At 66.2% G+C, this 24,760-nt stretch carries 26 protein-coding genes; 8 read left to right on the forward strand and 18 right to left on the reverse strand.

What is annotated here, in order from left to right:
- Window positions 1-308 precede the first annotated feature (308 nt).
- Window positions 309-1,058 (forward strand): SDR family NAD(P)-dependent oxidoreductase, encoded by a 750-nt coding sequence (locus U1739_RS07420; protein WP_332705905.1) that lies wholly within the window; start codon window positions 309-311, stop codon window positions 1,056-1,058.
- Between the two features lie 149 nt (window positions 1,059-1,207).
- On the opposite strand, the gene creD is transcribed toward U1739_RS07420, so the two are convergent.
- The 7 genes from creD to U1739_RS07455 form a co-directional block, all read right to left on the reverse strand.
- Complete coding sequence (gene creD, locus U1739_RS07425; RefSeq protein ID WP_332705908.1) at window positions 1,208-2,587, reverse strand: cell envelope integrity protein CreD; 1,380 nt, start codon at window positions 2,585-2,587, stop codon at window positions 1,208-1,210.
- 80 nt (window positions 2,588-2,667) lie between these two features.
- Entirely contained in the window at window positions 2,668-3,231 is a 564-nt protein-coding gene (locus U1739_RS07430; RefSeq protein WP_332705911.1) for a ClpP family protease, read from the reverse strand.
- 75 nt (window positions 3,232-3,306) lie between these two features.
- Window positions 3,307-4,305 carry a C13 family peptidase gene (locus U1739_RS07435; RefSeq protein WP_332705914.1) on the reverse strand — a complete coding sequence of 333 codons (999 nt, stop codon included), beginning with the start codon at window positions 4,303-4,305 and terminating at the stop codon, window positions 3,307-3,309.
- 114 nt (window positions 4,306-4,419) lie between these two features.
- On the reverse strand, window positions 4,420-4,590 hold the full coding sequence (locus tag U1739_RS07440; RefSeq protein WP_332705917.1) for a CsbD family protein: 171 nt from the start codon (window positions 4,588-4,590) through the stop codon (window positions 4,420-4,422).
- A 221-nt stretch (window positions 4,591-4,811) separates the two neighbouring features.
- The gene (thiS, locus tag U1739_RS07445) at window positions 4,812-5,816 is read right to left on the reverse strand and encodes a sulfur carrier protein ThiS (RefSeq protein ID WP_332705920.1); all 1,005 of its coding nucleotides are present in this window, start codon (window positions 5,814-5,816) and stop codon (window positions 4,812-4,814) included.
- 20 nt (window positions 5,817-5,836) lie between these two features.
- A complete protein-coding gene (locus tag U1739_RS07450; protein ID WP_332705923.1) occupies window positions 5,837-6,127 on the reverse strand; it encodes an addiction module antidote protein in 291 nt (96 codons plus the stop codon).
- Entirely contained in the window at window positions 6,124-6,258 is a 135-nt protein-coding gene (locus tag U1739_RS07455; RefSeq protein ID WP_332705926.1) for a hypothetical protein, read from the reverse strand. Before U1739_RS07455 ends, U1739_RS07450 begins: the two co-directional genes overlap by 4 nt.
- A 279-nt stretch (window positions 6,259-6,537) precedes the next feature.
- Between U1739_RS07455 and aroQ the strand changes: the two genes are divergently transcribed.
- From aroQ to bfr, 7 genes are all read left to right on the forward strand, one after another.
- Window positions 6,538-6,972 carry a type II 3-dehydroquinate dehydratase gene (aroQ, locus tag U1739_RS07460; protein WP_332705928.1) on the forward strand — a complete coding sequence of 145 codons (435 nt, stop codon included), beginning with the start codon at window positions 6,538-6,540 and terminating at the stop codon, window positions 6,970-6,972.
- A gap of 56 nt (window positions 6,973-7,028) precedes the next feature.
- Window positions 7,029-7,511, forward strand: coding sequence for an acetyl-CoA carboxylase biotin carboxyl carrier protein (gene accB, locus U1739_RS07465; RefSeq protein WP_332705931.1), 483 nt, complete (start codon window positions 7,029-7,031; stop codon window positions 7,509-7,511).
- Between the two features lie 5 nt (window positions 7,512-7,516).
- On the forward strand, window positions 7,517-8,866 hold the full coding sequence (gene accC / locus U1739_RS07470; RefSeq protein WP_332705934.1) for an acetyl-CoA carboxylase biotin carboxylase subunit: 1,350 nt from the start codon (window positions 7,517-7,519) through the stop codon (window positions 8,864-8,866).
- 214 nt (window positions 8,867-9,080) lie between these two features.
- On the forward strand, window positions 9,081-10,529 hold the full coding sequence (locus U1739_RS07475; RefSeq protein ID WP_332705937.1) for a phospholipase D-like domain-containing protein: 1,449 nt from the start codon (window positions 9,081-9,083) through the stop codon (window positions 10,527-10,529).
- A gap of 303 nt (window positions 10,530-10,832) precedes the next feature.
- Window positions 10,833-13,067 carry a phosphoribosylformylglycinamidine synthase subunit PurL gene (gene purL / locus U1739_RS07480; RefSeq protein WP_332705940.1) on the forward strand — a complete coding sequence of 745 codons (2,235 nt, stop codon included), beginning with the start codon at window positions 10,833-10,835 and terminating at the stop codon, window positions 13,065-13,067.
- Window positions 13,068-13,264: 197 nt separating this feature from the next.
- A complete protein-coding gene (locus U1739_RS07485; RefSeq protein WP_332705943.1) occupies window positions 13,265-13,435 on the forward strand; it encodes a (2Fe-2S)-binding protein in 171 nt (56 codons plus the stop codon).
- A 95-nt stretch (window positions 13,436-13,530) separates the two neighbouring features.
- Window positions 13,531-14,019 carry a bacterioferritin gene (gene bfr / locus U1739_RS07490; RefSeq protein ID WP_332705946.1) on the forward strand — a complete coding sequence of 163 codons (489 nt, stop codon included), beginning with the start codon at window positions 13,531-13,533 and terminating at the stop codon, window positions 14,017-14,019.
- Window positions 14,020-14,221: 202 nt separating this feature from the next.
- On the opposite strand, the gene U1739_RS07495 is transcribed toward bfr, so the two are convergent.
- The 11 genes from U1739_RS07495 to galA all read right to left on the reverse strand — a co-directional run bounded on the left by U1739_RS07495 (window position 14,222) and on the right by galA (window position 24,723).
- Window positions 14,222-14,635: an Hpt domain-containing protein gene (locus tag U1739_RS07495; protein ID WP_332705949.1), complete on the reverse strand. Its 414-nt coding sequence runs from the start codon at window positions 14,633-14,635 to the stop codon at window positions 14,222-14,224.
- Between the two features lie 159 nt (window positions 14,636-14,794).
- Complete coding sequence (gene der / locus U1739_RS07500) at window positions 14,795-16,162, reverse strand: ribosome biogenesis GTPase Der (protein WP_332705952.1); 1,368 nt, start codon at window positions 16,160-16,162, stop codon at window positions 14,795-14,797.
- A gap of 217 nt (window positions 16,163-16,379) precedes the next feature.
- The gene (locus tag U1739_RS07505) at window positions 16,380-17,714 is read right to left on the reverse strand and encodes a PQQ-binding-like beta-propeller repeat protein (RefSeq protein WP_443025520.1); all 1,335 of its coding nucleotides are present in this window, start codon (window positions 17,712-17,714) and stop codon (window positions 16,380-16,382) included.
- Window positions 17,714-18,412, reverse strand: coding sequence for a tetratricopeptide repeat protein (locus U1739_RS07510; protein WP_332705958.1), 699 nt, complete (start codon window positions 18,410-18,412; stop codon window positions 17,714-17,716). The genes U1739_RS07505 and U1739_RS07510 overlap by 1 nt, the downstream gene beginning before the upstream one ends.
- 217 nt (window positions 18,413-18,629) lie before the next feature.
- A complete protein-coding gene (gene panB, locus U1739_RS07515; RefSeq protein WP_332705961.1) occupies window positions 18,630-19,490 on the reverse strand; it encodes a 3-methyl-2-oxobutanoate hydroxymethyltransferase in 861 nt (286 codons plus the stop codon).
- 39 nt (window positions 19,491-19,529) lie between these two features.
- Complete coding sequence (locus U1739_RS07520) at window positions 19,530-19,964, reverse strand: hypothetical protein (protein ID WP_332705964.1); 435 nt, start codon at window positions 19,962-19,964, stop codon at window positions 19,530-19,532.
- 254 nt (window positions 19,965-20,218) lie between these two features.
- Window positions 20,219-20,500, reverse strand: coding sequence for a DUF427 domain-containing protein (locus tag U1739_RS07525; RefSeq protein ID WP_332705967.1), 282 nt, complete (start codon window positions 20,498-20,500; stop codon window positions 20,219-20,221).
- A 10-nt stretch (window positions 20,501-20,510) separates the two neighbouring features.
- Window positions 20,511-20,858 carry an ArsC family reductase gene (locus tag U1739_RS07530; protein WP_332705970.1) on the reverse strand — a complete coding sequence of 116 codons (348 nt, stop codon included), beginning with the start codon at window positions 20,856-20,858 and terminating at the stop codon, window positions 20,511-20,513.
- Window positions 20,855-21,271, reverse strand: a complete 417-nt coding sequence (locus U1739_RS07535) for a GNAT family acetyltransferase (protein WP_332705972.1) — start codon at window positions 21,269-21,271, stop codon at window positions 20,855-20,857. The genes U1739_RS07530 and U1739_RS07535 overlap by 4 nt, the downstream gene beginning before the upstream one ends.
- A complete protein-coding gene (gene bla / locus U1739_RS07540) occupies window positions 21,268-22,137 on the reverse strand; it encodes a subclass B3 metallo-beta-lactamase (protein WP_332705975.1) in 870 nt (289 codons plus the stop codon). The genes U1739_RS07535 and bla overlap by 4 nt, the downstream gene beginning before the upstream one ends.
- A 126-nt stretch (window positions 22,138-22,263) precedes the next feature.
- Window positions 22,264-24,723, reverse strand: a complete 2,460-nt coding sequence (galA, locus tag U1739_RS07545) for a beta-galactosidase GalA (RefSeq protein ID WP_332705978.1) — start codon at window positions 24,721-24,723, stop codon at window positions 22,264-22,266.
- Window positions 24,724-24,760: the final 37 nt, after the last annotated feature.

Here is a 24,760-nt window from a genome sequence, read left to right on the forward strand (position 1 = left end):
CGGACTAGTTCGGTGCTTATCCCCTCTGAGCAAGTACCCCCTGTTCCCCCGCGAAAGCGGGGGCCCAGGGCCGCAAGCGCTGACGTTCGCTACCCTGGACTCCCGCTTTCGCGGGAGAACAGCAAAGTCCATGTCGCAAAGGTATGATTGCTAGCGTGCTCCGGAGTGACGGTTGGTTTGCGGGGCAACCAACGCCACCCCAACACTTTAATAGTTCGGTATCATTGAACTATCTCCCACTGCTTCCCAGATGGCGATCAGCCGACAGCGCACGGATGGCCGTGATCGCGGGTGTGGAGTGATCGAGCATGAGCGTTTCAGGAAAATTGGCCGGCAAGAAGGCGATCGTCACCGGCGGGTCGCGCGGCATCGGCGCGGCGATCGCCGCGCGGCTGGCGGCCGACGGCGCCGACGTCGTGATCACCTATGCCAGCAACAAGGACGCGGCCGACCAGGTCGTCGCGACGATCGAAGCGAGCGGCCGCCAGGGCCGCGCGATCCACGCCGACGGCGCCGATCCCGCCGCGCAGGCCGCCGCCTTCGAGCAGGCCGCCGCAACGCTTGGCGGCATCGACATCGTGGTGCACAATGCCGGCTTCGGCATTTTCGCGCCGCTCGCGGAAGACACGCCGGACAATTTGCGCCGCCAGCTCGCCTTGAACGTCGAAGGCGTACACGCCGGTACGATCGCCGCGCTGCCGCATATCCCGGATGGCGGGCGCATCATCATCATCGGCAGCGTCAGCGGGCACAGCGCGCGCTTCCCCGGATCGGCAACCTATAGCGCCACCAAGGCCGCGGTCACGGGTCTTGCCCGCGGCTGGGCGCAGGATCTGGCCAAGCGCAACATCCTGGTCAACGTCGTCCAGCCAGGGCCGATCGCCACCGATATGAACCCGATCGACGGCGATTTCGCGCCCATCATCCTGCCGATGATCCCGCTTGGCCGGTACGGCACGGCCGAGGAAGTGGCTGCGCTGACGGCGTTTCTGGCTAGCGACGATTCGAGCTTCATCACCGGCGCACTGATCGACGTCGACGGCGGCTTCTCGCTGTAACCAATTCCTCCCCGAGCTTTGCTCGGGGAGGGGGACCGCCGGCGCAGCCGGTGGTGGAGGGGTACGCCGCAAAAGATAGCGCCTGCATCATACCCCTCCACCATCCTTCGGATGGTCCCCCTCCCCCAGCTTCGCTGGGGGAGGAATTATTACGCCTTCCCCACCTGGCCCCAATCCAGCTTGCGCGTGAGATACATCACCGCCGCCAGCGCCGCGAACAGCAGCACCGAGCCGATCAGCAGAGAATAGGCCTCCAGGCTGAGCAGGATATACAGCACGCCGTACAACGCGATGAGCAACCCGGCGATATACGCGCCGCGCCGCCAACTGCGCAGCACCGCCGCCGAATAGGCCGTGAGCAGCCCGATGATCGCCGCCGCCGCCAGCAGATAGGCCGGGGTGAAACCGATCACTTCAGCAAAGGCCAGCAGCAGCACGAAGAACAGCACGAGCCCGGCGCCGACCAGCAGATATTCCACCGCCGCGACGCGCACGCCGCCGATCACGTCGAACATCAGAAAGGCGATGAACGTGAAGCCGATGAACAGGAAGCCGTATTTCACGCTGCGATTGACCTGGCTGTAGAGGTCGACCGGGGTGACCAGATCGACCCGCGCCTCGTAATCCCCGGCCGGCGCCCGCAGCGAATCGACCCCGCGCGCGCTATACGCATTCTGCGCCTCCGGCTTGGCCTGTTCGCCCGAGACCAGCGCCCGGCCGAGCGCGAGATTGCCGACGCGCCACGTGGCGATAAAGCCGTTATCGTTGACCACGCGGTTGATCGGCAGGAAGCCCCCGGTGAAGCTCGGATGCGGCCATTTCGAGCTGACCGTCCAGCGCGTGTCGCCGGCCTGCGGCAGCAGCGACAGCCAGCCATTGCCGCGAAAGGCGTAATCGAAGCGCACCGCGATGGCGCGCTCGCGGATCGGCGCGGCGTCCAGCCAGGTGAAGAAGCCCGAGCCATTGGTCTCGCTCGGACCCTTGCCCGGCTGCAGCACGAGTTTCCTGCCGTCGACGGTCACCGACGGCGGCGGCCCGAACAGCCCACGCGCATCGCGCAGCCCAAAGCGCAATTCGGCGCGATCGAACGCCAGCCGGTCGAGCGTCACGCCGAAGCGCTGCAGATCGGCCGGCAGCGCGAACTTCGCCGTCCCCGTGGTGCGCGCCTCATAGACCACCGCATCATAGATCGAGCGATGGCGGCGTTCCGGCTTGAGCTCGGAGCGGATGTCGGCGACGCCAGGCGCCAGCGTCAGTTCGCGCCACACCATATTGGTCTTGGTCACCTGCTTGCCCGCCTCGGTCACCGTCTCGCTAACCTGTTCGGTATAGGGAATGACCAGCACCGGCCCGGCGATGCTCTGCGGCCCGCCCCACCCCTCGGCGATCGACGAGCGCGCCGTCTCCGACTGGCTCTGGCGATCATAGACCAGCAGGTAGACGGTGAAGAGCGGGATCGCGAGCAGCGCGCCGATCAGGATCGCAAACAGCAATTTGCGGCCCGGCGTGCGGTCTATGGTGTCCGGCAATATCGCTCTCCCTCGGTTACGAGAGGGTATGAGACAAATTCAGCGGGGCCACCATCCCCCGTCGATCGACTGGCGCCCACTCAAATCACGTCCAGCACCAGCCCCAGATCGCGCGCTTCCTCCGCTTCGATATACCAGTTGGACGGCGCCTTCTCGCGCAGATCCTCGAAATCCACGTTGCTGCCCCGCACGATATCGCGAAAGCCCTCTTCCTCGATCTGGATCGAATGCTCCACTTCGTGCAGCGCCGCCTTGATCGAGGCGACGACCATGCGCAGCGGGCCATCGAGGTTGATCTGCTTGGAAATCTTGCGCTCGTGGATCATCAGCCGCGTGTGCCGCGTCAGGAAGCGGCGATCGACCGGGAACGCGGCCATGAACGTGGCGCCGGCCGAATAGACCGCGACCTTGCCCAGGAACAGGATCTCGCGCCCGTCATGCTCCTCGAGCAGCCGGATATCGTCCGCCATGGTCCGCGCGACCTCGGGATCGCCGCCCAGGGTGGTCATGGCGATGACCAACGTGCCGTCCTCCGGGCACGCTTCCAGTTGCTGGCGGAAGCTCTGGTACATGAACTGGTCGACCGGCCCCGACAGGCGGATGTTGGGACGGGCGAGGAGCGGATATTTGGGTTGCGTGGCCATGCGCGCAGCAACGACGTTTCGCCCGCCGGGTTCCGTCGCAACGCGATTCCTTCCCCTCGCGCAAGAACCGAGCGCCTATTCCCCTTCCAGCATCGATACCGCCGGCCGCCCCACCGGCGCGCTCGCCACCTTCGGTGCGCGGGCGTCCAGCGCCGCCAACCACGCGCCCGTCTTGGCCCCGATCGACACTTGCGGCTGCGACGGGGTCAGTTTGCCCTCCGCTTCCCACGCCCCGATCAACCCGACCGCTTCGCGCCCCGCCGCGGCGATCGGCTGCGGCTTGCGCAAGGCATGGTTGATCAGCGCGTCGCCGAAGAACGTCCATTCGCTGTCCGCCTGGCACCCGAACGACGTGCGATCGGCCGACGAGGCGGTGATCACCACGCTGTCGTCGCTCGCCAGCAACGGCACGAACACGCCCGAATAGCACGCGCTGACCAGCACCATGCGGCGCTCGATGCCGAGCTTGCCGAGCATCGTCCAGAGGCGCTGCGGCGAGATCATCCCGAAGCCCTGGTCGGCATCGTTATAGACGATGCCGATCGGCGCGCCGTGGCTCGTCGTGTAGAGGATCAGCACGTCCTCGCGGCGGTCCATCAGCTCGGCGATCCGCGCCAGCGCCAGCGCCAGGGTCGCGGGCGAGCCGCGCGGCAGGGTACTCGCCGCGGTGCCGTCGCTGCCCGCCAGCACGATCGTCCGCCCCGCCGCATCGTAGCGCTGCGCCAGCACCGTGCCCGCCGCACGCGCCTCGCGCCCGAACACCGCATCGCTGTCCAGCGCGATTACCACGACATAGGCGTCGACCACGCCCTTGCGCTGCGGCTGCAGCCCGGCCAGCGCGGTATCGATGCGGCGATGCTCGGCCAGTTCCCCGGCCGCGTCGCGGTCGCGCTCCGAGGTCAGGCCGAGATCGGCGAGATAGGCCGACAGTTCGGGCGTCATCGCGGCCATGAACGGCGCCGGCTGGGTATGCTGCGGCGGCTGATATTGCGCCGGCGCGCCGACGGTCAGCGCCAGCGCCACCACGGACAGCCATTTGACGATTCCGACGGTCCAGCTGACGCGATTGTCCATGGCCGTCAGCGTGTCACCCGCCCTGGCTTACTGTCAACGCCGTGGCGCGATCACCGTATGAAAAAGGCCGCGTTGGTTGCCCGGCACGGCCTGTTCGATCGATCAGCGGGTCGCTCAGATATCGTCGCCGAGCGCGCCCTTGATCTTGCCCTTGACCTGCTCGCCTTTGCCTTCCAGTTCCTGCGCCGCGCCTTCATCCCGCGTCGCGGGATCGTCGCTATGCTGCTTCACCTTGCCGATGGCTTCGTTGACATTGCCTTTGATCTTGTCGGTGAGTTCACCCATGATCCATCTCCTGCGTCGCGCCGGAGGGCGCGATCGTTCTGGTGGTGAAAACGGTCGGGCGGCAGCGCGGTTCCGTGGGCCATTTCGCGCCACCGCACCCAAGCACCACCCCGGCGAACGCCGGGGCCCAGTAGCGACGGCAGAGATAGCGACGCGCAGCAGCAGTTGCCTTCTGTTCCACAACTGGGCCCCGGCGTCCGCCGGGGTGGTGCTGTGGGGGGCTAAATCAACCCACTCAAAGGGCTCGACGGATCGGCATACATGCGCTTGCCCATCCGCCCCGCCAGATACGCCATCCGCCCGCTCTCCACGCCGGCCTTCATCGCCGCCGCCATCAGCACCGGATCCTTGGCCTCGGCGATTGCCGTGTTCATCAGCACGCCGTCGCAGCCCAGTTCCATCGCCGCCGCCGCATCGGACGCCGTGCCGACGCCGGCATCGACCAGCACCGGCACGCTCGCGCCCTCCACGATCAACCGGATCGTCACCTTGTTCTGGATGCCCAGCCCCGATCCGATCGGCGCGCCCAGCGGCATGATCGCCACCGCGCCGACATTCTCCAGCCGCTTCGCCGCGATCGGATCGTCGACGCAATACACCATCGGCTTGAACCCCTCATTGGCGAGGATCTCGCACGCGCGCAGCGTCTCGACCATGTCCGGGTACAGCGTCTTGGCCTCGCCCAGCACCTCGAGCTTGACCAGCTCCCAGCCGCCCGCCTCGCGCGCCAGGCGCAGCGTGCGGATCGCCGATTCGGCATCGAAACAGCCCGCCGTGTTGGGCAGGTAGGTGATCTTCTTGGGATCGATGAAATCGGTCAGCATCGGCGCGTTGCGATCGCTGATGTTCACCCGCCGCACCGCCACGGTGACGATCTCCGCGCCGGACGCCGCCACCGCCGCCGCATTCTGCGCGAAATCCTTATATTTGCCCGTGCCGACGATCAGCCGCGACGTGAACGTCTTGCCCGCCACGCTCCAACTGTCCGGCTTCAGCGCGCCGAGATGATCGCCGCCGCCGACAAAATGCACGATCTCCAGCTCGTCGGCATCCTCGACCATCACGTCGGCCAGCGTCGAGCGCGGCACGATCTCGGCATTGCGCTCGACCGCCACTTTCTCCGGCACCAGCCCGAGCTCCGCGGCGAGTTGCGCGATGGTGAGGCCGCTGCGCACGCGCTTGTGCTCGCCATTGACCGTGATCGATACCGTTCCGTCGCTATGCATGGCTACTCCCAGGAATTCAGTCAGGCGGCCGCTTTGTCCGCCGATGCCGACAAAGTCACGTTCAGCGCCTTCGCCACCTGCAATATAGTGGCGAGTTCCGGATTCCCATCCGCGCTCAGCGCTTTGTACAGGCTTTCGCGCGACAGGCCGGCATCCTTGGCAACCTGCGTCATGCCCCGCGCCCGCGCCACGATGCCCAGCGCGTGCGCCACATAGCCGGCATTGCCGGTTGCCAGTGCATCCGCAATCAGCTCGGCTTGCGACTGCGCATCCTCGAGAAATTCCGATCCGTCGAAGGGATAGGTCTTCACTGCCACGATCCGTCCTCCATGCCGTTGCGCTCGATCTCGTCCGCGATCGCCTTGGCACGATCGATCTCGCGCTGCTGGCTTTGCTTGTCGCCACCACACAGCAACACGATCATCACGTCGCCACGGCGCACCAGATACCCGGTAGCTCAGACCATAGTCGATCCGCAGCTCGATCACACCGTCGCCAACCGACTTCGCGTCCCCCAGCAGACCATAATATAGTCGCGAGATGCGCTTCGAAATTCGCTCCTGCGCCCGCCGATCGCGCAGCGCCCGAAACCATCGTACGAAAATCTCGCTGCGTCGTACGTCGATCATCATTGTATCCCACGGGCTACAATTTCTCAAGCGCGTTGGCGCTCCAGCGTTTCGACGCTTATAGCGGCGGCAACCGCTACGGAAACCACGCCATGCCCGACACCATCTACGTCCTCAACGGCCCCAACCTAAACCTGCTCGGTCTGCGCGAGCCAGCCATCTATGGCCATGACACGCTCGACGATATCGCCGGCCTGCTCGAGGATCGCGCGCGCGAACTCGATCTCAGGATCGACATGCGCCAGTCGAATCACGAAGGCCATCTGGTCGATTGGCTACACGAGGCGCAGGCCGAGGGCGCCCGCGCCGTGATCCTCAACGCCGGCGCCTATACCCACACCTCGACCGCGATTCTCGATGCCATCAAGGCCATCGTCACGCCGGTGATCGAAGTGCACCTGTCCAACCCGCACGCGCGCGAAAGCTTCCGTCATCACAGCCATATCAGCAAGGCCGCCAAGGGAACCATCGCCGGGTTCGGCGCGCTTTCCTACGTCCTTGCGCTTGAAGCCGCCGCGCGTCTCTGACAGGACGCGGCCCGATAAAGGGAATGGGGTTCCCGTATAATGGAGTTCAGGGTCGCATGACCGATATTACCGAAAACGATGCCATGCGGATCGACGTCGATCTGGTGCGCCAACTCGCGCAATTGCTCGACGATACGTCGCTGACCGAGATCGAGGTCGAGGATGGCGGGCGCAAGATCCGCATCGCGCGCAAGGCCGCCGCCGCCGCGCCTGTCGCCGCGCCCGTTCACTATGCGCCCGCGCCGACGCCGCTGGCCAGCGCCAGCACGCCCGTCGCCAGCGATCCGTCGCCCGCCGCGATCCCGACCGATGCGGTCAAGTCGCCGATGGTCGGCACCGCCTATCTCTCGTCCGATCCCAGCGCCAAGCCGTTCGTCTCGATCGGCGACAAGGTCGCCGCCGGCGATACGTTGCTGATCGTCGAAGCGATGAAGGTGATGAACCCGATCCTCGCGCCCAGCGCCGGCACCGTCACGGCGATCCTGGTGCAGGATAAGCAGCCGGTCGAGTTCGACCAGCCGCTCGTGGTGGTGTCGTAACCCCGATGCCCAAGATCAAGAAACTGCTGATCGCCAATCGCGGCGAGATTGCGCTGCGCATCCACCGCGCGTGCCATGAAATGGGCATCGAGACGGTCGCGGTGCACAGCACGGCGGACGCCGACGCGATGCATGTGCGGCTCGCCGACCAGGCGATCTGCATCGGCCCGCCGGCCGCGGCAGAGAGCTATCTCAACATCGCCAACATCATTTCGGCAGCCGAGATCAGCGGTGCCGACGCGATCCACCCCGGTTATGGTTTCTTGAGCGAAAACGCCAAGTTCGCGCAGATCGTCGAAGCGCACGGCATCATCTTCGTCGGGCCGAAGCCCGAACATATCGTCACCATGGGCGACAAGGTCGAGGCCAAGCGCACCGCCGGCCGGCTCGGCCTGCCATTGGTCCCCGGCTCGGACGGCGCGATCAGCGACATTACCGAAGCCAAGGAAATCGCCAGCCGCATCGGCTATCCGGTGATCATCAAGGCCGCCTCGGGCGGCGGCGGGCGCGGCATGAAGGTGTGCACGTCCGAGGACCAGCTCGAGACGCTGATGAGCCAGGCGGGCAGCGAGGCCAAGGCCGCGTTCGGCGACGCCACCGTGTATATGGAAAAGTATCTCGGCAATCCGCGGCACATCGAATTCCAGATCTTCGGCGACGGCGAAGGCAATGCGATTCACCTGGGCGAACGCGATTGCTCGCTCCAGCGGCGCCACCAGAAAGTACTCGAGGAGGCCCCCTCGCCCGTGCTCGGCGAGGAAGATCGCAACCGCATGGGCGCGATCTGCAGCAAGGCGATGGCCGATATGGGCTATCGCGGCGCCGGCACGATCGAATTCCTGTGGGAAGACGGCGAATTCTACTTCATCGAGATGAACACGCGTTTGCAGGTCGAACATCCGGTGACCGAGGCGATCACCGGGCTCGATCTGGTGCGCGAGCAGATCCAGATCGCCGAGGGCCGCCCGCTGACCTTGCGCCAGCAGGATGTGGTGTTCCGCGGCCACGCCATCGAATGCCGCATCAATGCCGAGGATCCGCGCACCTTCGCCCCATCGCCCGGCCTGGTGAAGATGTTCCACGCCCCCGGCGGCATGCACGTCCGCGTCGATAGCGGGCTTTACACCGGCTACCGCGTACCGCCTTATTATGATTCGATGATCGCCAAGCTGATCGTTTACGGCACCACCCGCAACGGCGCGCTCCGCCGCCTGCGCCGCGCGCTGGAGGAATTCGTCATCGAGGGGCCCACGACGACGATCCCGCTGCACCAGGCGTTGCTCGACGATCCGGATTTCCAGGCCGGGGACTATACGATTAAATGGCTGGAGGAATGGCTGGCGAAACAGGGGTGAGGCGCGTTCGCCTCCCGTCAACCAATACCCGTCATGCTGAACGTGTTTCAGCATCCAGGCGCGGTCATCCGCCTCACTGACACCGTCGCTGAGCTGACTGACCGCGCCTAGATCCTGAAACAAGTTCAGGATGACGAAAACAAGGGAAATACCGAGTGACAGTGACGACCCGGCCGACCCCGCGCTGCTCACCGTCACACGAAGCGCGCGCCGCATGAGCATCCTCGAACCCGGCCGCAATTGCTGGCGCATCGAACCCGCCACCCGCGCGACGGTGATCGTTGACGCCGAACGCTATTTCAAAATGGCGCGCGCCGCGATGCTCAAGGCGCGCTCGCAGATCTTCCTGGTCGGGTGGGATTTCGACGCACGCATCGATCTCGCCCCCGATGGCGATGTCAGCGACGGCGCCCCGCGCACCATCGGCGATTTCATCCTGTGGCTGGTCGAGCATAATCCCGAACTGCACGTTCATACGCTGCGCTGGGATACCGGCGCGATCAAGACGCTGGGCCGCGGCTCGACCATCGTCACCATCGCCAAATGGATGATGCACAAGCGCATCCACACCAAGCTCGACGGCTATCACCCGCTCGGCGCGTCGCATCACCAAAAGATCATCGTGATCGACGATTGCCTGGCCTTTGCCGGCGGCATCGACATGACCAGCGAGCGCTGGGATACGCGCGAGCATCTCGACGATCAGCCGCACCGCACGCTGCCGCGGAGCAAGAAACAATATAAGCCGTGGCACGACGCCACCACCGCGCTGGCCGGCCCGGTCGCCAAGGCGCTGGGCGAGCTGTGCCGCGATCGCTGGGAACTGGCCGGCGGCGGGCGCGTGCCCGTGCCCAGCCAGGTGCACGATTGCTGGCCCGACGCGCTCGACGTGGATTTCAGCGATGTCGAAGTGGCGATCTCGCGCTCCGAGCCGGAAATGCCCGATCGCCAGCCCGTGCTGGAGATCGAAAACCTGTATCTCGATCTGATCGCCAGCGCCAAGCGCACCATCTATGCCGAGAGCCAATATTTCGCCTCGCGCAAGATCGCCGAGGCCATTGCACGACGCCTCGACGAGCCCGACGGTCCCGAGATCGTCATCATCAATCCCGTCACCGCGCAAGGCTGGCTCGAACCGATCGCCATGGACAGCGCGCGCGCCCGATTGATCGAGGCGCTGCGGCACCGCGACGTGCATCAGCGGCTGCGCATGTATCACCCGGTCACCGTCGGCGGCGAACCGATCTATGTCCACGCCAAGATCCTGGTCGTCGATGACGAGGTGCTGCGCGTCGGCTCGTCCAATTTCAACAATCGCTCGATGCGGCTCGATACCGAATGCGACGTGACGATCGACGCCGATCACGGTGCGGATCGCCACTGCATCACGACGATCCGCGACGGGCTGATCGCCGAGCATCTCGGCGTCGCGCGCGACGTGGTGACGGCGCGCATCGCCGAGACCGGGTCGTTGATCGAGACGATCGAAAGCCTGCGGGGCGCGGGACGCAGCCTGGTCAGCTATGAAGTACCGGACATCACGGCGGTCGAAAAATGGCTCGCCGACAATGAAGTGCTCGATCCCGAAGGCCCGGCCGAGATGTTCGAAACCTTCAGCAATCGCGGCCTGTTTCGCCGGTTGTGGCACCGGCGACGGAAATAGCCGCCAGCCCCGCCCCCACCGTCACCCTGGCCTCCCCCCACCGTCACCCCGGCCTCCCCCAACCGTCACCCCGGGCTTGACCCGGGGCCCAGCTTCTTCTGCCGCGCCGCGAACTGAAAGCTGCGCCCCGGGTCAAGCCCGGGATGACCAACAAGGTGGCCTACCCCCCACCCCCCGTCATCCCAGCGAAAGCTGGGATCTCAGCCGCTCTGTCCCGCGCCATCCGCATGAGACCCCAGCTTTCGCTGGGGTGACGATAGCGGTGGGGTGACGAGCGCCCCCCGCCCCGCTAATGCAGCCCGCATGACCGCCATCACTCCGCAAATCGTGGCCGACCACGGCCTGTCTCCCGAAGAATATGAGCGCGTGCTCGTCGCCATGGGGCGCGAGCCCAACATCACCGAGCTCGGCATCTTCTCGGTCATGTGGTCGGAGCATTGCAGCTACAAATCCAGCCGCATCCACCTCAAGAAGCTCCCGACCACCGGCCCGCAGGTGATTTGCGGCCCGGGCGAAAATGCCGGCGTGGTCGATATCGGCGACGGCCCCAATGGCACCAAGCTCGCGGCGATCTTCAAGATGGAGAGCCACAACCACCCGTCGTACATCGAGCCCTATCAGGGCGCGGCGACCGGGGTCGGCGGCATCCTGCGCGACGTGTTCACGATGGGCGCGCGGCCGATCGCCAATCTCAACGCGCTGCGCTTCGGCCGCCCCGATCATCCCAAGATGCGCCACCTGATCGCCGGCGTGGTCCACGGCATCGGCGGCTACGGCAATTGCGTCGGCGTGCCCACGGTCGGCGGCGAGGTCAATTTCCACCCGGCCTATGACGGCAACATCCTGGTCAACGCGATGACCGTCGGCGTCGCCGAGCAGGACAAGATCTTCTATTCCGCCGCCTCCGGCATCGGCAATTCGATCGTCTATGTCGGCAGCAAGACCGGCCGCGACGGCATCCACGGCGCGACCATGGCCTCGGCCGATTTCGGCGAGGATGCCGAGGCCAAGCGCCCCACCGTCCAGGTCGGCGATCCCTTCACCGAGAAATTGCTCATCGAAGCCTGCCTCGAACTCATGGAATCGGACGCCATCGTCGCCATCCAGGACATGGGCGCCGCCGGCCTCACCTCCTCCGCGGTCGAGATGGCCAGCAAGGGCGGCGTCGGCATCGAATTGATCATGGAGGACGTGCCGCAGCGCGAAACCGGCATGACCCCGTATGAGATGATGCTCAGCGAAAGCCAGGAGCGCATGCTCATGGTCTTGAAGCCCGGCCGCGAGGATTTCGCCGAGGCGATCTTCCGGAAATGGGAGCTCGATTTCGCGGTGATCGGCAAGGTCACCGATACCGGCCGCATGGTGCTCAACTGGCACGGCGAAGTGGTCGCCGACATTCCCCTCGCCCCGCTGGCCGACGAGGCTCCGCTTTACGATCGCCCGCACGTCCCCACGCCCAAGCGCGCGGAATTGACCGACGCGCCCGAAAGCACCGATCCGGTGGCCGATCTGATCGCCCTGATGGGCTCGCCCGACATTGCCAGCCGGCGCTGGATCTGGGAGCAATATGACCACATGGTCGGCGCCGACACGGTGCAGCGCCCCGGCGGCGACGCCGCCGTGGTGCGCGTCCACGGCACGCAAAAGGGCCTGGCCATGACCACCGATTGCACGCCGCGCTACTGTTTCGCCGATCCGGTCGAGGGCGGCAAGCAGGCCATTGCCGAAGCGTGGCGCAACCTCACCGCGGTCGGCGCGACCCCACTCGCGGTGACCAACTGCCTCAACTTCGCCAACCCGCAGCGCCCCGAGATCATGGGCCAGATCGTCGGCTGCCTCGACGGCATGAGCCAGGCGTGCATCGCGCTCGACTTCCCCATCGTCAGCGGCAACGTCTCGCTCTACAATGAGAGCAAGGCCACGGGCGGCGGCAGCGCCATCCTGCCGACCCCGGCGATCGGCGGGCTCGGCCTGCTCGCCGATTGGTCGAAAAGCTGCACGATCGGCTTCAAGGGCGCCGGCGACACCGTGCTGGTGATCGGCGAGCGCGGCGGCGATCTCGGCCAGTCCTTGTGGCTGCGCGAATTGCACGGCCGTGAGGACGGCCCCCCGCCCCCGGTCGATCTCACCGCCGAACGCCGCACCGGCGATTTCATCCGCGCCCAGATCCTGAACGGCGCGATCACCGCGTGTCACGATGTGTCTGATGGCGGCCTCGCCGTCACGCTCGCCGAAATGGCCTTGGCCTCGGATCTGGGCGTGCTCGTCACCGAGCCGCAGCCATTCGGCATCGCCGGCTCGTTGTTCGGCGAGGACCAGGGCGTCTATGTCGTCACCGTCTGCGACACCTGCCTGGCCGATTTCATGGTTGCCGCGCACAAGGCCGATGTCCCCGCCGATCCCTTGGGCCGGGTGATCCACGATCGCCTGATCTTCGAACTCGACGAAGGCGACTGGACCGTCACCATCGCCGATCTGCGCGCGGTGCACGAAGGCTTCTTCCCCAAATTGATGGGCGCCGAAGACAAGCTCGCCTGAGCCGAATCACCTACTCGTACACCCCACCGTCATCCCGGCCTTGAGCCGGGACCCAGCTTCTTCTTCCACCGGCCAAAGAAGCTGGGCCCCGGATCAAGTCCGGGGTGACACCGGCGGTAAATGCGAATCACCCGCAATATCCCTTGCGAACGTGTCGCATTAGCTCCATACCCTCCCCACGCGGAGGGAATGCCAACATGGTCGTGTGCGTGTGTAATGCCATTCGAGAAACCCAGCTCAGGGAAGCCGCGCGCAATGGCGCGACCAGCGCCTGCCAGGCCTATCGCAGCCTCGGCCGCCAGCCGAAATGCGGTCAATGCGTCCCGTTCGCGCGATCCATTATCGATTCGGAACGTGCTGCTGCGTAACAGTCGCAACCCCTGAAAACCGCAGAAATCAGCCGTTTAAGCCTGTCGTTACGCCCCCGTTTGCGCTATAGAATGCGCAACAACGGAGCGAAAACATGCGTGGCGATCCCCAAGTAATCGAATATCTCAACGAGGTGCTCAAGAACGAGCTGACCGCGATCAACCAATATTGGCTGCATTACCGGCTCTACGATCACTGGGGCGTGCGCAAGCTCGCCGAGTTCGAGAAGCACGAATCGATCGACGAGATGAAGCATGCCGATTGGGTGGCGGAGCGCATCCTGTTCCTCGATGGCCTGCCCAATTTCCAGCTGCTCGGCCGCCTGCGCATCGGTGAATCGGTGCAGGAAGTGCTGCAGGCCGATCTCGATCTCGAAATGGAGGCGCTGCCGCCGTTGCGCGACGCGATCGAGCATTGCGAAAAGGTCCGTGACTATGTCAGCCGCGATCTGTTCCGCAAAATCCTCGACAGCGAGGAAGAGCATGTCGACACGCTCGAACGGCAGTTCGAAATGATCAGCCGCATGGGCATCGAAAACTACGTCCAGCTGCAGAGCAAGCCGGCCAACGAAGAGATCGCCTGAGCGACGTCACCGCAGGCGCCAAGGGGTTGGTCTGACCCCTCCCGTCACCGTCGCCCCGGACCCGTTCCGGGGTCCACTGCTCCGCACAAGCAACGGCTTGAGAGAATGTGGCACGGTGGACCCCGGAACAAGTGCGGGGTGACAAATAGAAGGCCCCGCGAACGACGGGGACCGATAGCGGTGATAGTGCGAGCCTAGCGCCTCAAACCGTCCGCCGGCCAAACCCCATGGTCGGCCGCCGCTCCACCAGCGGGTTGGCCTCTCGCTCCAGCAGCACCAAGGTCTGCTCGAACAGCGGGCGCAGCGCCACCACCGGCTCCAGCGCCTCTTCCGGCGTGTCCTGGGCCTCGACACAGTCGCGCGCGATCATTTCGATCCGCTCGGCCAAAGCCGCAAGCGGCTCCGCGCCGAACTGGATCGCTTCGCCTTTCAGCGTGTGCGCCGGTATGACCATCGCCGCCGCGTTCAGCGCGCGCATCGCCGCCTCAATCGCGTCCAGCGACTTGACGCCGTCCTCGCGAAAATAGCCCAGAATGCGCACGAACCCCGCCCCCAGCTCGCTTCGCGCGCGCTGATAAGCGGGCCAATTGACCAATGTGCTGCCTTCGAACGACACGGCAATCTCCGCATCGGGCCGCTGCCCCGATGTTGCAGCACGAGTCTTAATCTCGCGAGGTAAACGATCGGTTCACAGACATTACGATTTAGTATTGATCCATGTCATATTGGTCGCATCGCGAAACTATACTGCAACATTAGTAGGGCCGGATCGGTATCAACTGTCGAACGGATTTTTCGGCGCGCGCAGCGTCAGCCGTACCGGCACCGCACCGAAGCCCAGATCGCGGCGGATGCCGTTAATCAGATAGCGCTGATAGCTCATCGGCAACTGGTCGACGCGCGTGCCGAACAAGATGAAGCCCGGCGGGCGCGTCTTGGCCTGGGTCAGATAGCGCAGCTTGATGCGCTTGCCGCCCGGCGCCGGCGGTGGATTGGCGTCGACGGCCTTTTCGAACCAGCGGTTGAGCTCGCCCGTGCCGATCCGCTTCGACCAGATCTCGCGGGTCTCGAACGCCACCTTGAGCAGCATGTCGAGCCCCTTGCCGGTCGCCGCCGACACGGTCAGCACGGGAATGCCGCGCGCCTGGCTCAGCCCCTCTTCCAGCGCCGCCTTGACGCCGTTGAACAGCGAGCTGGCATGTTCCGCGACATCCCATTTGTTGAGCGCGACGATCACCGCCCGGCCTTCCTGCAACGCCGCATCGGCAATGCGCAGGTCCTGCGATTCAAGGCCCCGCGTGGCATCCAGCAACAGCACGACGACTTCGGCGAAATCGATCGCGTGCAGCGCATCGGCGACCGACATCTTCTCGAGCTTGTCCTGCACGTTGGCGCGCTTGCGCATGCCGGCGGTATCGATCAGCCGCACCGCGCGGGGTTCGCCATGTTCGTCGGTCCAGGTCCAGTCGACCGCGATCGAATCGCGCGTAATGCCCGCTTCGGGCCCGGTGATCAGCCGCTCTTCGCCCAGGATGCGGTTGATCAGCGTCGATTTGCCCGCATTCGGCCGCCCGACGATGGCGAGCTTCAGCGGCGCGCTGAGATCGTCCTCGTCATAGTCGGGCTCGTCTTCGATCGGCTCGATATCGATGAACGGCTGCAGCGCCTCGAACAGGTCGCCCATGCCCTCGCCATGTTCGGCCGAGAGCTGCACCGGATCGCCATAGCCAAGCGACAGCGATTCGAGGATCCCGGCCTCGCCGGCTTTGCCTTCCGCCTTGTTGGCGACGAGGATGATCGGCGTGTCCGAACCGCGCAGCCAGCGCGAAATCTCTTCCTCCAGCGGCACGATGCCGACGCGCGCATCGAACATGAACAGAGCGACGTCCGCTTGTGCAACGGCGGCTTCGGTCTGCTGGCGCATGCGGCCGGGCAAGGTCGCCGCATCCTGATCCTCATAGCCGGCGGTATCGATGATGCGGAATTCGACCCCGACCAAAGTGGCGTCGCCCTCGCGCCGATCGCGCGTCACGCCGGGGCGATCGTCGACCAGCGCCAGCTTCTTGCCGACGAGGCGGTTGAACAGAGTCGATTTGCCGACATTCGGCCGGCCGATAATCGCGACCACAGGGAGTTTGGACATGGGGGGCCCTTAGCCCGGTTGGCGGCAAAGGTCACGTGGCGTGAAGCGCACTCCGGCTACCCACCCCATTACCAGCTACTACCACCCCGGCGGACGCCGGGGCCCAGTCGGGAAACAGCAGTTGGCGGGCGCTGCGCGCCGTGACGTCGGCCATCGCACCTGGGCCCCGGCGTCCGCCGGGGTGGTACGTTTCTCGGTACCACCCGAAGCGCCGGAATCACCGATACGCCGTAATCCGCCCCTTCATATCCAGCACGTACAGCGTGCCATTGACCACGATCGGCGCCAGGTTGAACGGCGCGCCGCCGTCGATCACCGTGCCGACCTCGCCGCTCGCCACCGAGGCGGAGACGATCTCGCCGTCCGAATTGGTCACGATCAGCCGGTTGCCCGCCACGATCGGCCCGAACCAGGTGATCGCGCCCGAGCGCTTCTTCTCATTGTCGAACGCCTTCAACTGGCTGATCCACCGCACCATGCCGGTGGCGCGCGACAGGCACACCAATTTGGCGTCGTCGGTCACCAGGAACAGCCATTCGCCGGCGATCGACGGTGTCGAAATGCCGGCAAAGTTCTGCGACCAGATACGCCGCCCGGTGCCGACATCGATCGCCACCGTGCGCCCGCCCTGCCCGACGGCATAGACGCGGCCCTGATCGATCACCGGCGCGGCGTCGATATCGGCGAGCGACGAGACCGAGGTCGAGATGGCCGAGCGCGACAGCGCGTCCTGCCACAAAGCACGACCATTTTCCGAACGATAGGCGTTGAGTTCGCCCGAGGAGAAGCCGGCGACGATCGTGCTCGAGCTTGCCGCCGGCGCCGCGACGCCGAACACGCCCTGCGATTCGAGGCTGCCCGAGGCGGCCCAGGCGACCTTGCCGTCCTCTTGCGCCAGCGCGAACAATTGGTTGTCCTGGCTCAGCACATAGACGTTGCCATAGGCGATGGTCGGCGCGCCGCGCAGCGGCCCGCCCGGCTTGACGCGCCACAATTCCTTGCCGTCGCTGGCATCCAGCGCGACGACGTCGCCGAGCCCGTCGGTGGCATAGAGTTTGCCGTCGTCGAAGCTGACGCCGCCGCCGAACCGCGCCGATTTATTATCGTCATTCTTGACCAGGCTGGCCGACCACAGCTTGGCGCCGGTATCGGCGGCAAAGGCATGGACCGTGGCATCCACGTCGATCGCGTACAGGCGGTTGCCCGAGACGACCGGCGCCGCACCGAGCCGCTGGCGGTTGCTGCCGCCATTGATCTGCGCGGTCCAAACGCGGTTGATCGTCTCGGGCAGCGCGAGCTGGCCCATCGATTTGGCCGCATTGCCGCCCGGCTGGGTCCAGTCGCTATTGGTTTCGGCCGGCGGCAACAGTACCTGCACGCTGGCCAGCGACTTGTCCGCCTCGACCGCGGATTCGGACAGCAGGATCGGCACGCGATCGCCGAGCACCGGGGTCTTGGTCTTGCCGCCCTTGAAGATGCCGCAGGCGCTGAGCGCGATCAGCGCCGCGATCGCCGCCGAGGTCCGGAGGCTGTGCGCGCGAGTCCTGGTCATCATAGAGCCTTCTTTTGTTCAGTCTGTACGGTCGCGTCCACGCCCATCGCCCCGGCCATCTGAATGGCGCGTTGACGGATACTATCGGGCACCTTCTCGTCGCGGGCGATGGCGGCGAACGTCTGCGCCGCAAGATCTTTGCGATTCTGCCGCACATAGGCGGCGGCAACGAGTTCGCCGGCGCTGCCGAACCAGGGATTGCCGGCCACGGCCAGCGGCTTGAGCCGCGCCACGACGACGTCGGGCTTAAGCGTATCGAATTCCGCCGTGGTCTGCCGCACCAGCGCGAGATCGCGGAACGGCTGTTCCAGCGAGGTATCGGCCGCCACTTCGGCGAACTTGGCGGCGGCGCCCTTCAGGTCGCCCTTGAGCAGCAACTGATCGGCCAGCAGGAAGCGCGCCGTGACGCGGTAACCCTCGACCTTGGACTCGCCCAGCGCCTGCAATTGCTTCGGCACGACGGTCGGCTTGGCCGCCAGTTCGTCGAACCCGGCCTGCAATTGCTCGCCTTCAACCCCGGCTTGCTCGGTCTGGTGATGGCGCCAATAGAGGAAGCCCGCAAACAGCGCGAGCGCCAGCACGATGGCGCCGATGATCCCCCAGCCATAGCGCGTCCACACGCTGGTCAGTTGATCGCGGCGGAGTTCTTCGTCGACCTCGCGCAGGAATGCTTCGTCGGTTTTCGGCGGGACGGCCAAGGCAGGCTCCAGATACAGGCAAGGAAGGCGCGGACCTTAGCGGCGCGCACGGCCAAGGGGAAGAGAATCAATCGGCGGCGTCGAGGCACCGATGCACCACCTCCCGTCACCCCTGCGCAGGCAGGGGCCTATTGCTCTCTCCCCCAGCTTCACCGCTTGAGGAAGCAGCGATAGGCCCCTGCCTGCGCCGGGGTGACGGAAGAGAGAATGGAACCCCTCACTCCTTCGGCTGATACGTCTGCTCCGGCCCCGGAAAGGCGCGCGATCGCACATCCGTCGCATAGGTCTCCACAGCAGCGGAAATCCGCCCGCCCAGATCGTCGAACTTCTTCACGAACCGCGCCGTGCGCTCGAACATGCCCAGCATGTCCTCGGTCACCAGCACCTGCCCGTCGCACTCCGCCGACGCGCCGATGCCGATCACCGGGCACGACACTTCCGCCACGATCGCGCGCGCCAGCGGTTCGACCACGCCTTCCGCGACGATCGCAAACGCCCCCGCCTCGGCGATCGCCCGCGCATCGCCGATGATCTTGGCATGTTCGGCATTGCTGCGCCCGCGCGCGCCATAGCCGCCCAGCGCGTTCACTGCCTGCGGGGTCAGCCCGATATGCCCCATCACGGGTATGCCGCGTGCGGTGAGAAACGCGACGGTCGGCGCCATCGCTTCGCCGCCCTCCATCTTCACCGCCGCCGCGCCGGTCTCGGCCATGATCCGCGCGGCCGAGGCAAAGGCCTGTTCCGGGCTCGCCTCATACGTCCCGAACGGCATGTCGATCACCACCACCGCATGATAGGATCCGCGCACCACCGCGGCGCCATGCGCGCACATCATGTCGAGCGTGACCTGCAGCGTCGAGGGAAAGCCGTAGATCACCTGCCCCAGGCTATCGCCGACCAGCAGCAGGTCGCAATGCGGATCCAGCAATTGCGCCATCCGCACGGTATAGGCGGTGAGCATGACCAGCGGCTCCTGCCCCTTGCGGCGCTGGATCGCCGGCACGGTCAGGCGCTTCATCGGCGCCGGCATGGGATTGGCGCGGCTGGTCGCGGTGTCGATCGTGAAGGTCGTGGACATGGCTCTTGGCTAGCCGAACAGCGCCGCGGTGGCCAGTGCTCAGACGATCCAGCCGCGCTGCCGCGCGCGCGCCGCGCACCAGACCTGCACCACGGCGATGGCCGCAATCACGATCGGGAAGCCCGCCGCCCCGACAACGCCCTTCACCGCGATCAGATCGGTCACCGCGAAGATATAGCCGAACATCGCGATGACCAGCACCAGCGAGGCAAGCAGCACCGGCTGGGCAAGGGCCGATCGCGCCAGCAGCAGCACGCCCCCAATCAGCCCGGTCCACACCGCCGCGCCGTACAGCCACATGAACCAGCCCGGGCGGCTGGCGCGCAGCGCGCGATCATAGTCCGACATCGCGGCCACCGCGGCGGGCGACATGGTCAGGTCCATATAGAAAGCCGCCACGCCGACCACGCCCCAGAGAGTTATCAGCCCGGCAACCAGCCAGAACCAGCGCGGTGCTTTGCTACGTACGGCCATGATGCGCTCCCCTATTGCCAGGGAAACTGCCCGTTCCGGTACGGAAAGGCAACAGCCGCACCTCCGGTGACAGCCAGCGGCAATGATCTAGCTGCGACATTGCCGTTCTTGTTCTCCCGCGAAAGCGGGAGCCCAGGGTTACAAGCACCACCGCTCGTGGCCCTGGGCCCCCGCTTTCGCGGGGGAACGGTAAGGCGGGCACAGAGGCAACCCCGCCAACCAATATCGGTCACCGATAGCGAAGCTGCCCCCCCTTACTCGACCGTCACGCCCTTCCAGAACGCAAACCGCCCGGCAATCTCGGCCGCCGCCGCCTTGGGCGCCGGATAATACCACACGGCATCGGCATTGCGCGCGCCGTCCACCACCAAGGTCTTGTAGCTGGCATCGCCCTTCCACGGGCAATGGCTGTGCGTCGCGCTCTCCTCGAGCAGCGCCGCATTCACGCTGTCGGCAGGGAAATAATGATTGCCCTCGACCACGACCGTGTCGTCCGATTGGGCGATGATCGCCCCGTTCCAGCGTGCCGTCGGCATGTGTGCGCTCCTATGCGGTGATCACGCCCAGATAGGTATCCGGCTTGAACCCTGCCAGCAGCACCTCGCCTTGCACGATCACCGGCCGCTTGATCATCGATGGCTGCGCCAGCATCAGCGCCACCGCTTTGTCCTCGTCCAGCCCGGCGCGATCCGCCTCGGGCAATTTGCGGAACGTCGTCCCCGCGCGGTTGAGCAACGTCTCCCACCCCAGCCGCGCGGTCCAGCCGCGCAACGTCGCTTCGTCGATCCCGGCCTTCTTATAATCGTGAAACGTGTACGCCACGCCCTCAGCGTCGAGCCAGGTCCGCGCCTTCTTCACCGTGTCGCAATTGGGAATACCGTATAAAACCGTCATCCATCGTCCTTCAAGAACCGCCCGAGCGTGACGACCGACTGCCGCTCCAGCCCGAGACTTTCATAAAACCCCAGCGCCGCGTCATTATCGTCGCGCACCATCAGCTGCACCTTGGGCGCGCCCTGCCCGCGCAGCCAATCCTCCGCCGCCGCCATCAGCGCCCGCCCGTGGCCACCACGCCGCGCCGCCGCCGCCACGGCGAGATAATAGACCCAGCCGCGATGCCCATCGAACCCGACCATCACGCTGCCGACGATCGCGCCGTCCTCGCGCAACACCAGGATCGTGCTGCTCGGCGTGGCCAGCGCCAGCGCGAAATCGGCCTGCGGGTCGTTCCACGGCCGGGTCAGCCCGGCCGCCTGCCACAACGCGACCACCGCGGCGCGGTCGTCCGCCGTCGCCGCGCCGATCATCGCCGCTGCTTGGCCAGCTCGCCGTCGAACGCCACCCGCGCCTCGCGCACCAGCGTCGGCAGGGCCGCGCGATCGACCAGCGCCCCCCGCGCCGCCCGCGCGCGCAGCTCGTCCAGCTCGGGATGGAACGGCAAAACGATATCCGCCGACCGCGCGCCAAGCTTGGCAAAGCTGCGCCGGAAATCGCCGACGATCCCCGGATAGCGCCGATTGCCCACCAGCTTGTTGCCCGCCACCGTCACCGAACAGGCGAACAGCACGTCCACCGGCTTGCCCGCCTGCCGCAACCGCAGCGACCAGCTCGTGCAGCCCGGCGTATGCCCCGGCGTCGCCACCGCGGTCAGCGTCACCCCGCCCAAGGTCACGCGTTCGCCGTCGCGGATCGCGCGGTCCACTGTCACCGCCGGGAAGCGGAGCACGCCGTAATTCGTCTCCCCCGGCGGCACGCCCGTCTCCAGCGCCGCCCGGTCGCCTGCGCCGGCCACCAGCCTGGCCCCGCTGGCCCGCTTCAGCGCCGCCAGCCCGCCGGCATGATCGGCATGCGCATGGCTCAGCAGCAGGATCTTCACGTCGCGCATCTTCACGCCCCGCGCCACCACCGAGCGCTCGATCGCCGCGGCATTCTCCGCCATCGTCCCGTCGATCAGGATCGCCCCGGCAGAGGTATGGATCAGATACGCCGCCAGCCCTTCCGTGCCGACATAGTCGATCGGCCCGATCAGCTGGAACGGCGCGGTCGGCTGCGTCCAGTCCGGCGGATCGGCCGCCACGGCGGGCGTCGCAAGCAGTGCCAACGGTAGCGCAAGCAACCCCCGGGCGATCACGTCGATCGTCGGCACGCGATCATTCCATACTCGCTGCGTCATTGGTCCAACCTGTGCAAAATGAATGTCGCGTTATCTGCCGGCATCGGCCTCGTCGCGCAATCGCCCGTAGCATGGCAGCATATCAGCCGAACGCCGGGACCGTCAGGCGCCGCCGGCGTTGCCGATCTATGTCGCCAGCCCGATCAGCGGCAGCATCGCTGCGCGCAGCCCGTCGCCGGTCGCGGTCAGGCGGATCGGGCCGCCACGGTCGCCGGCCTGGACGATCGCCATACACAGGCCGTTAAAGGCCGAGCGCGCGCTGGCATGGTCGGGTTCGAGGCAGCGCGGGTCGCCATTGCCGACGCCGAGCAGCTTGGCGTCACCCTCCAGCTTGAACGAGACGCGATTGCGCGCCGTCGGCACCTCGCGGCCCTGCGCATCCAGGATCGCCGCGCGCACCACCGCGACCGCGCCGGGGGCGAGGCTGCGGCGCTCGCTGGTCAGCCCGATCCGCGCCGCCGTGCCGGTCGTCTCGCGCGCGTCGGTGAGGATATGGCGGCCGCCTGCGAAACCGCGCGCCTCGATCCGCCCCGCCGCATAGGGCACCTGCCATTCCAAATGGCGGTTGCGCGTTACCGTCTTGCGGCCAAGGCTACGGCCATTGACGATCAGTTCGACCGCGTCGCAATTGCTATGCACCCACACCGCGACATCCTGCCCCTCGCGCCCCGCCCAGTTCCAGTGCGGGAACAGGTGCAACACCGGCTTCGAGCCCCACCAGGCGCGGTAATAATGGTAATTGTCCTTGGGGAAGCCGCAACTGTCCATCTGGCCGAAATTGGAGCCGTTTTCCGGCCAGCGCTCGAACGGCGTCGGTTCGCCGCGATAGTCGAACCCGGTCCACACGAACCCGCCGGCCAGAAACGGCCGCGCATCATAGAAGCTCCACCAGGTCTCCGCCGTGGTCGCCCATTTGGGAAAATCGGTGTCGTAAGCCGGCACGATCCCGGCGGCGTCGTCGCGCTTATATTCGCCGCGCGTCATCACCGTGCTGCCCGTCTCGGTGCCGATCATCGGCATCGTCGGATGCGCGGCATGATAGGGGTCGATCGCATCGAGATAATAATTGCAGCCCATCACATCGAGCACCGGCGAGGCGCCTTCGCCGAACTTGCCGTTGAACGCCTCGGTCACGGGCCGCGTGCCATCGAGTTCGTAGATGCGGCGCTTCATCGTCGCGGCGATGCGCGCGCCGGTCGCGGTGCCGCGGTGGATCTCCTCGTTGCCGATGCTCCACAGGATGACGCTGGGATGGTTGCGGCCCTGGCGGACCATGCGGTCGAGCTGGCTCATCCCTTCCGCGTTGCTCGACATCTGGCGGGTCTCGTCCATCACCAATATGCCCATCCGGTCGCACGCGTCGAGGATCGCGGGCGACGGCGTATGGTGGGTCGAGCGATAGGCGTTGGCGCCCATCTCCTTCAATCGCTCGAGCCGCCAGACGTGCAGGCTGTCGGGCACCGCAAAGCCGACGCCGGCATGATCCTGATGGTTGCACGTGCCCTTGATCTTCACCGGGGCGCCGTTGAGGAAAAAGCCGTGATCGGGATCGAAGCGGATCGTGCGAATGCCGAACCGGCTGACGTCGCGATCGACCGCCGCGCCGGCGATGACGATCTCGCTGGCCAAGGTATAAAGCTGCGGCGTCTCCAGCGACCATAAGGCCGGATCGGACAGACGCGTTTGCTGCGCGACGGTGCTCCGGCCCCAGGCGGGCAGCGTAACCGGATCGGACAGCAGGTCGGCAACGATGCGCCCGTCGGGCGCGCTCACGCGTGAGCGCAGGCGCGCGGTGATCGCGGGGCCGTCATTGTCGATCTCGGTCGCCAGGCGCACGATCGCGCCCGCCGCGCTCAGCTCGGTGCGGGCAGTGGCGCCCCATTGCCGGATATGCGCCGGCGCGGTCTTGACCAGCCGGACCTGGCGGTACAGCCCGGCACCCTCATAGGACCATGCCTCGCCCAGGCTGACGTCGCAGCGCACGACCAGGATATTCTCTTCGCCCGGCCTGGCGAAATCGGTGATGTCGATGCGGAACGGCGCATAAGCGCTCTCGTTCGATCCCACGACGAAGCCGTTGAGGATGACCAGGCAGTTGCGCGAGACGCCGTCGAATTCGAGCGACAGGCGTTTGCCGGCGTCCTGCGCGGCAATCGGCAAGCTGCGGCGATACCAGCCCACGCTGGTCGCAGGCCATAGCCGGCCAAGCGGCTTGAAGCCCTGATAGGCGCCGGTGCGGTCGGCATCCGATCCGGCCGGGCCGAAGCGCTCGAACGGCAGGTCGACCGCCCAATCGTGCGGCAAGTCGATCGCCTGCCAGCCGCTGGCGTCGAACCTGGCCTCGGCCACCGGCGTGCCGACATCGCCCGATTTGCCATAAGTGTCGTGGCTCGCGCCGAAGCCGAAATCCTTCGCCGGATCGGCGGCATGGCCGAGCGCGAAGCGCCAGCCGCGATCGAGCGGCACGGTGGCGCGCGGATCGTCGGCGCCGCGGCGCGCGGCAGCGGTTCGCAGCGGCAGGGCAAGCGCGAGTCCGCCCGCCGCGCCGGCGGTCTTGAGCAGCGCGCGGCGGGACGGGCGGGACATGGGCGATCCTTGCGACGAGAGACGTGCCGGCGGCCCC

Origin of the sequence: Parasphingomonas puruogangriensis (genome assembly GCF_036663635.1) — a bacterium.
Taxonomy (GTDB): Bacteria; Pseudomonadota; Alphaproteobacteria; order Sphingomonadales; family Sphingomonadaceae; genus Sphingomonas.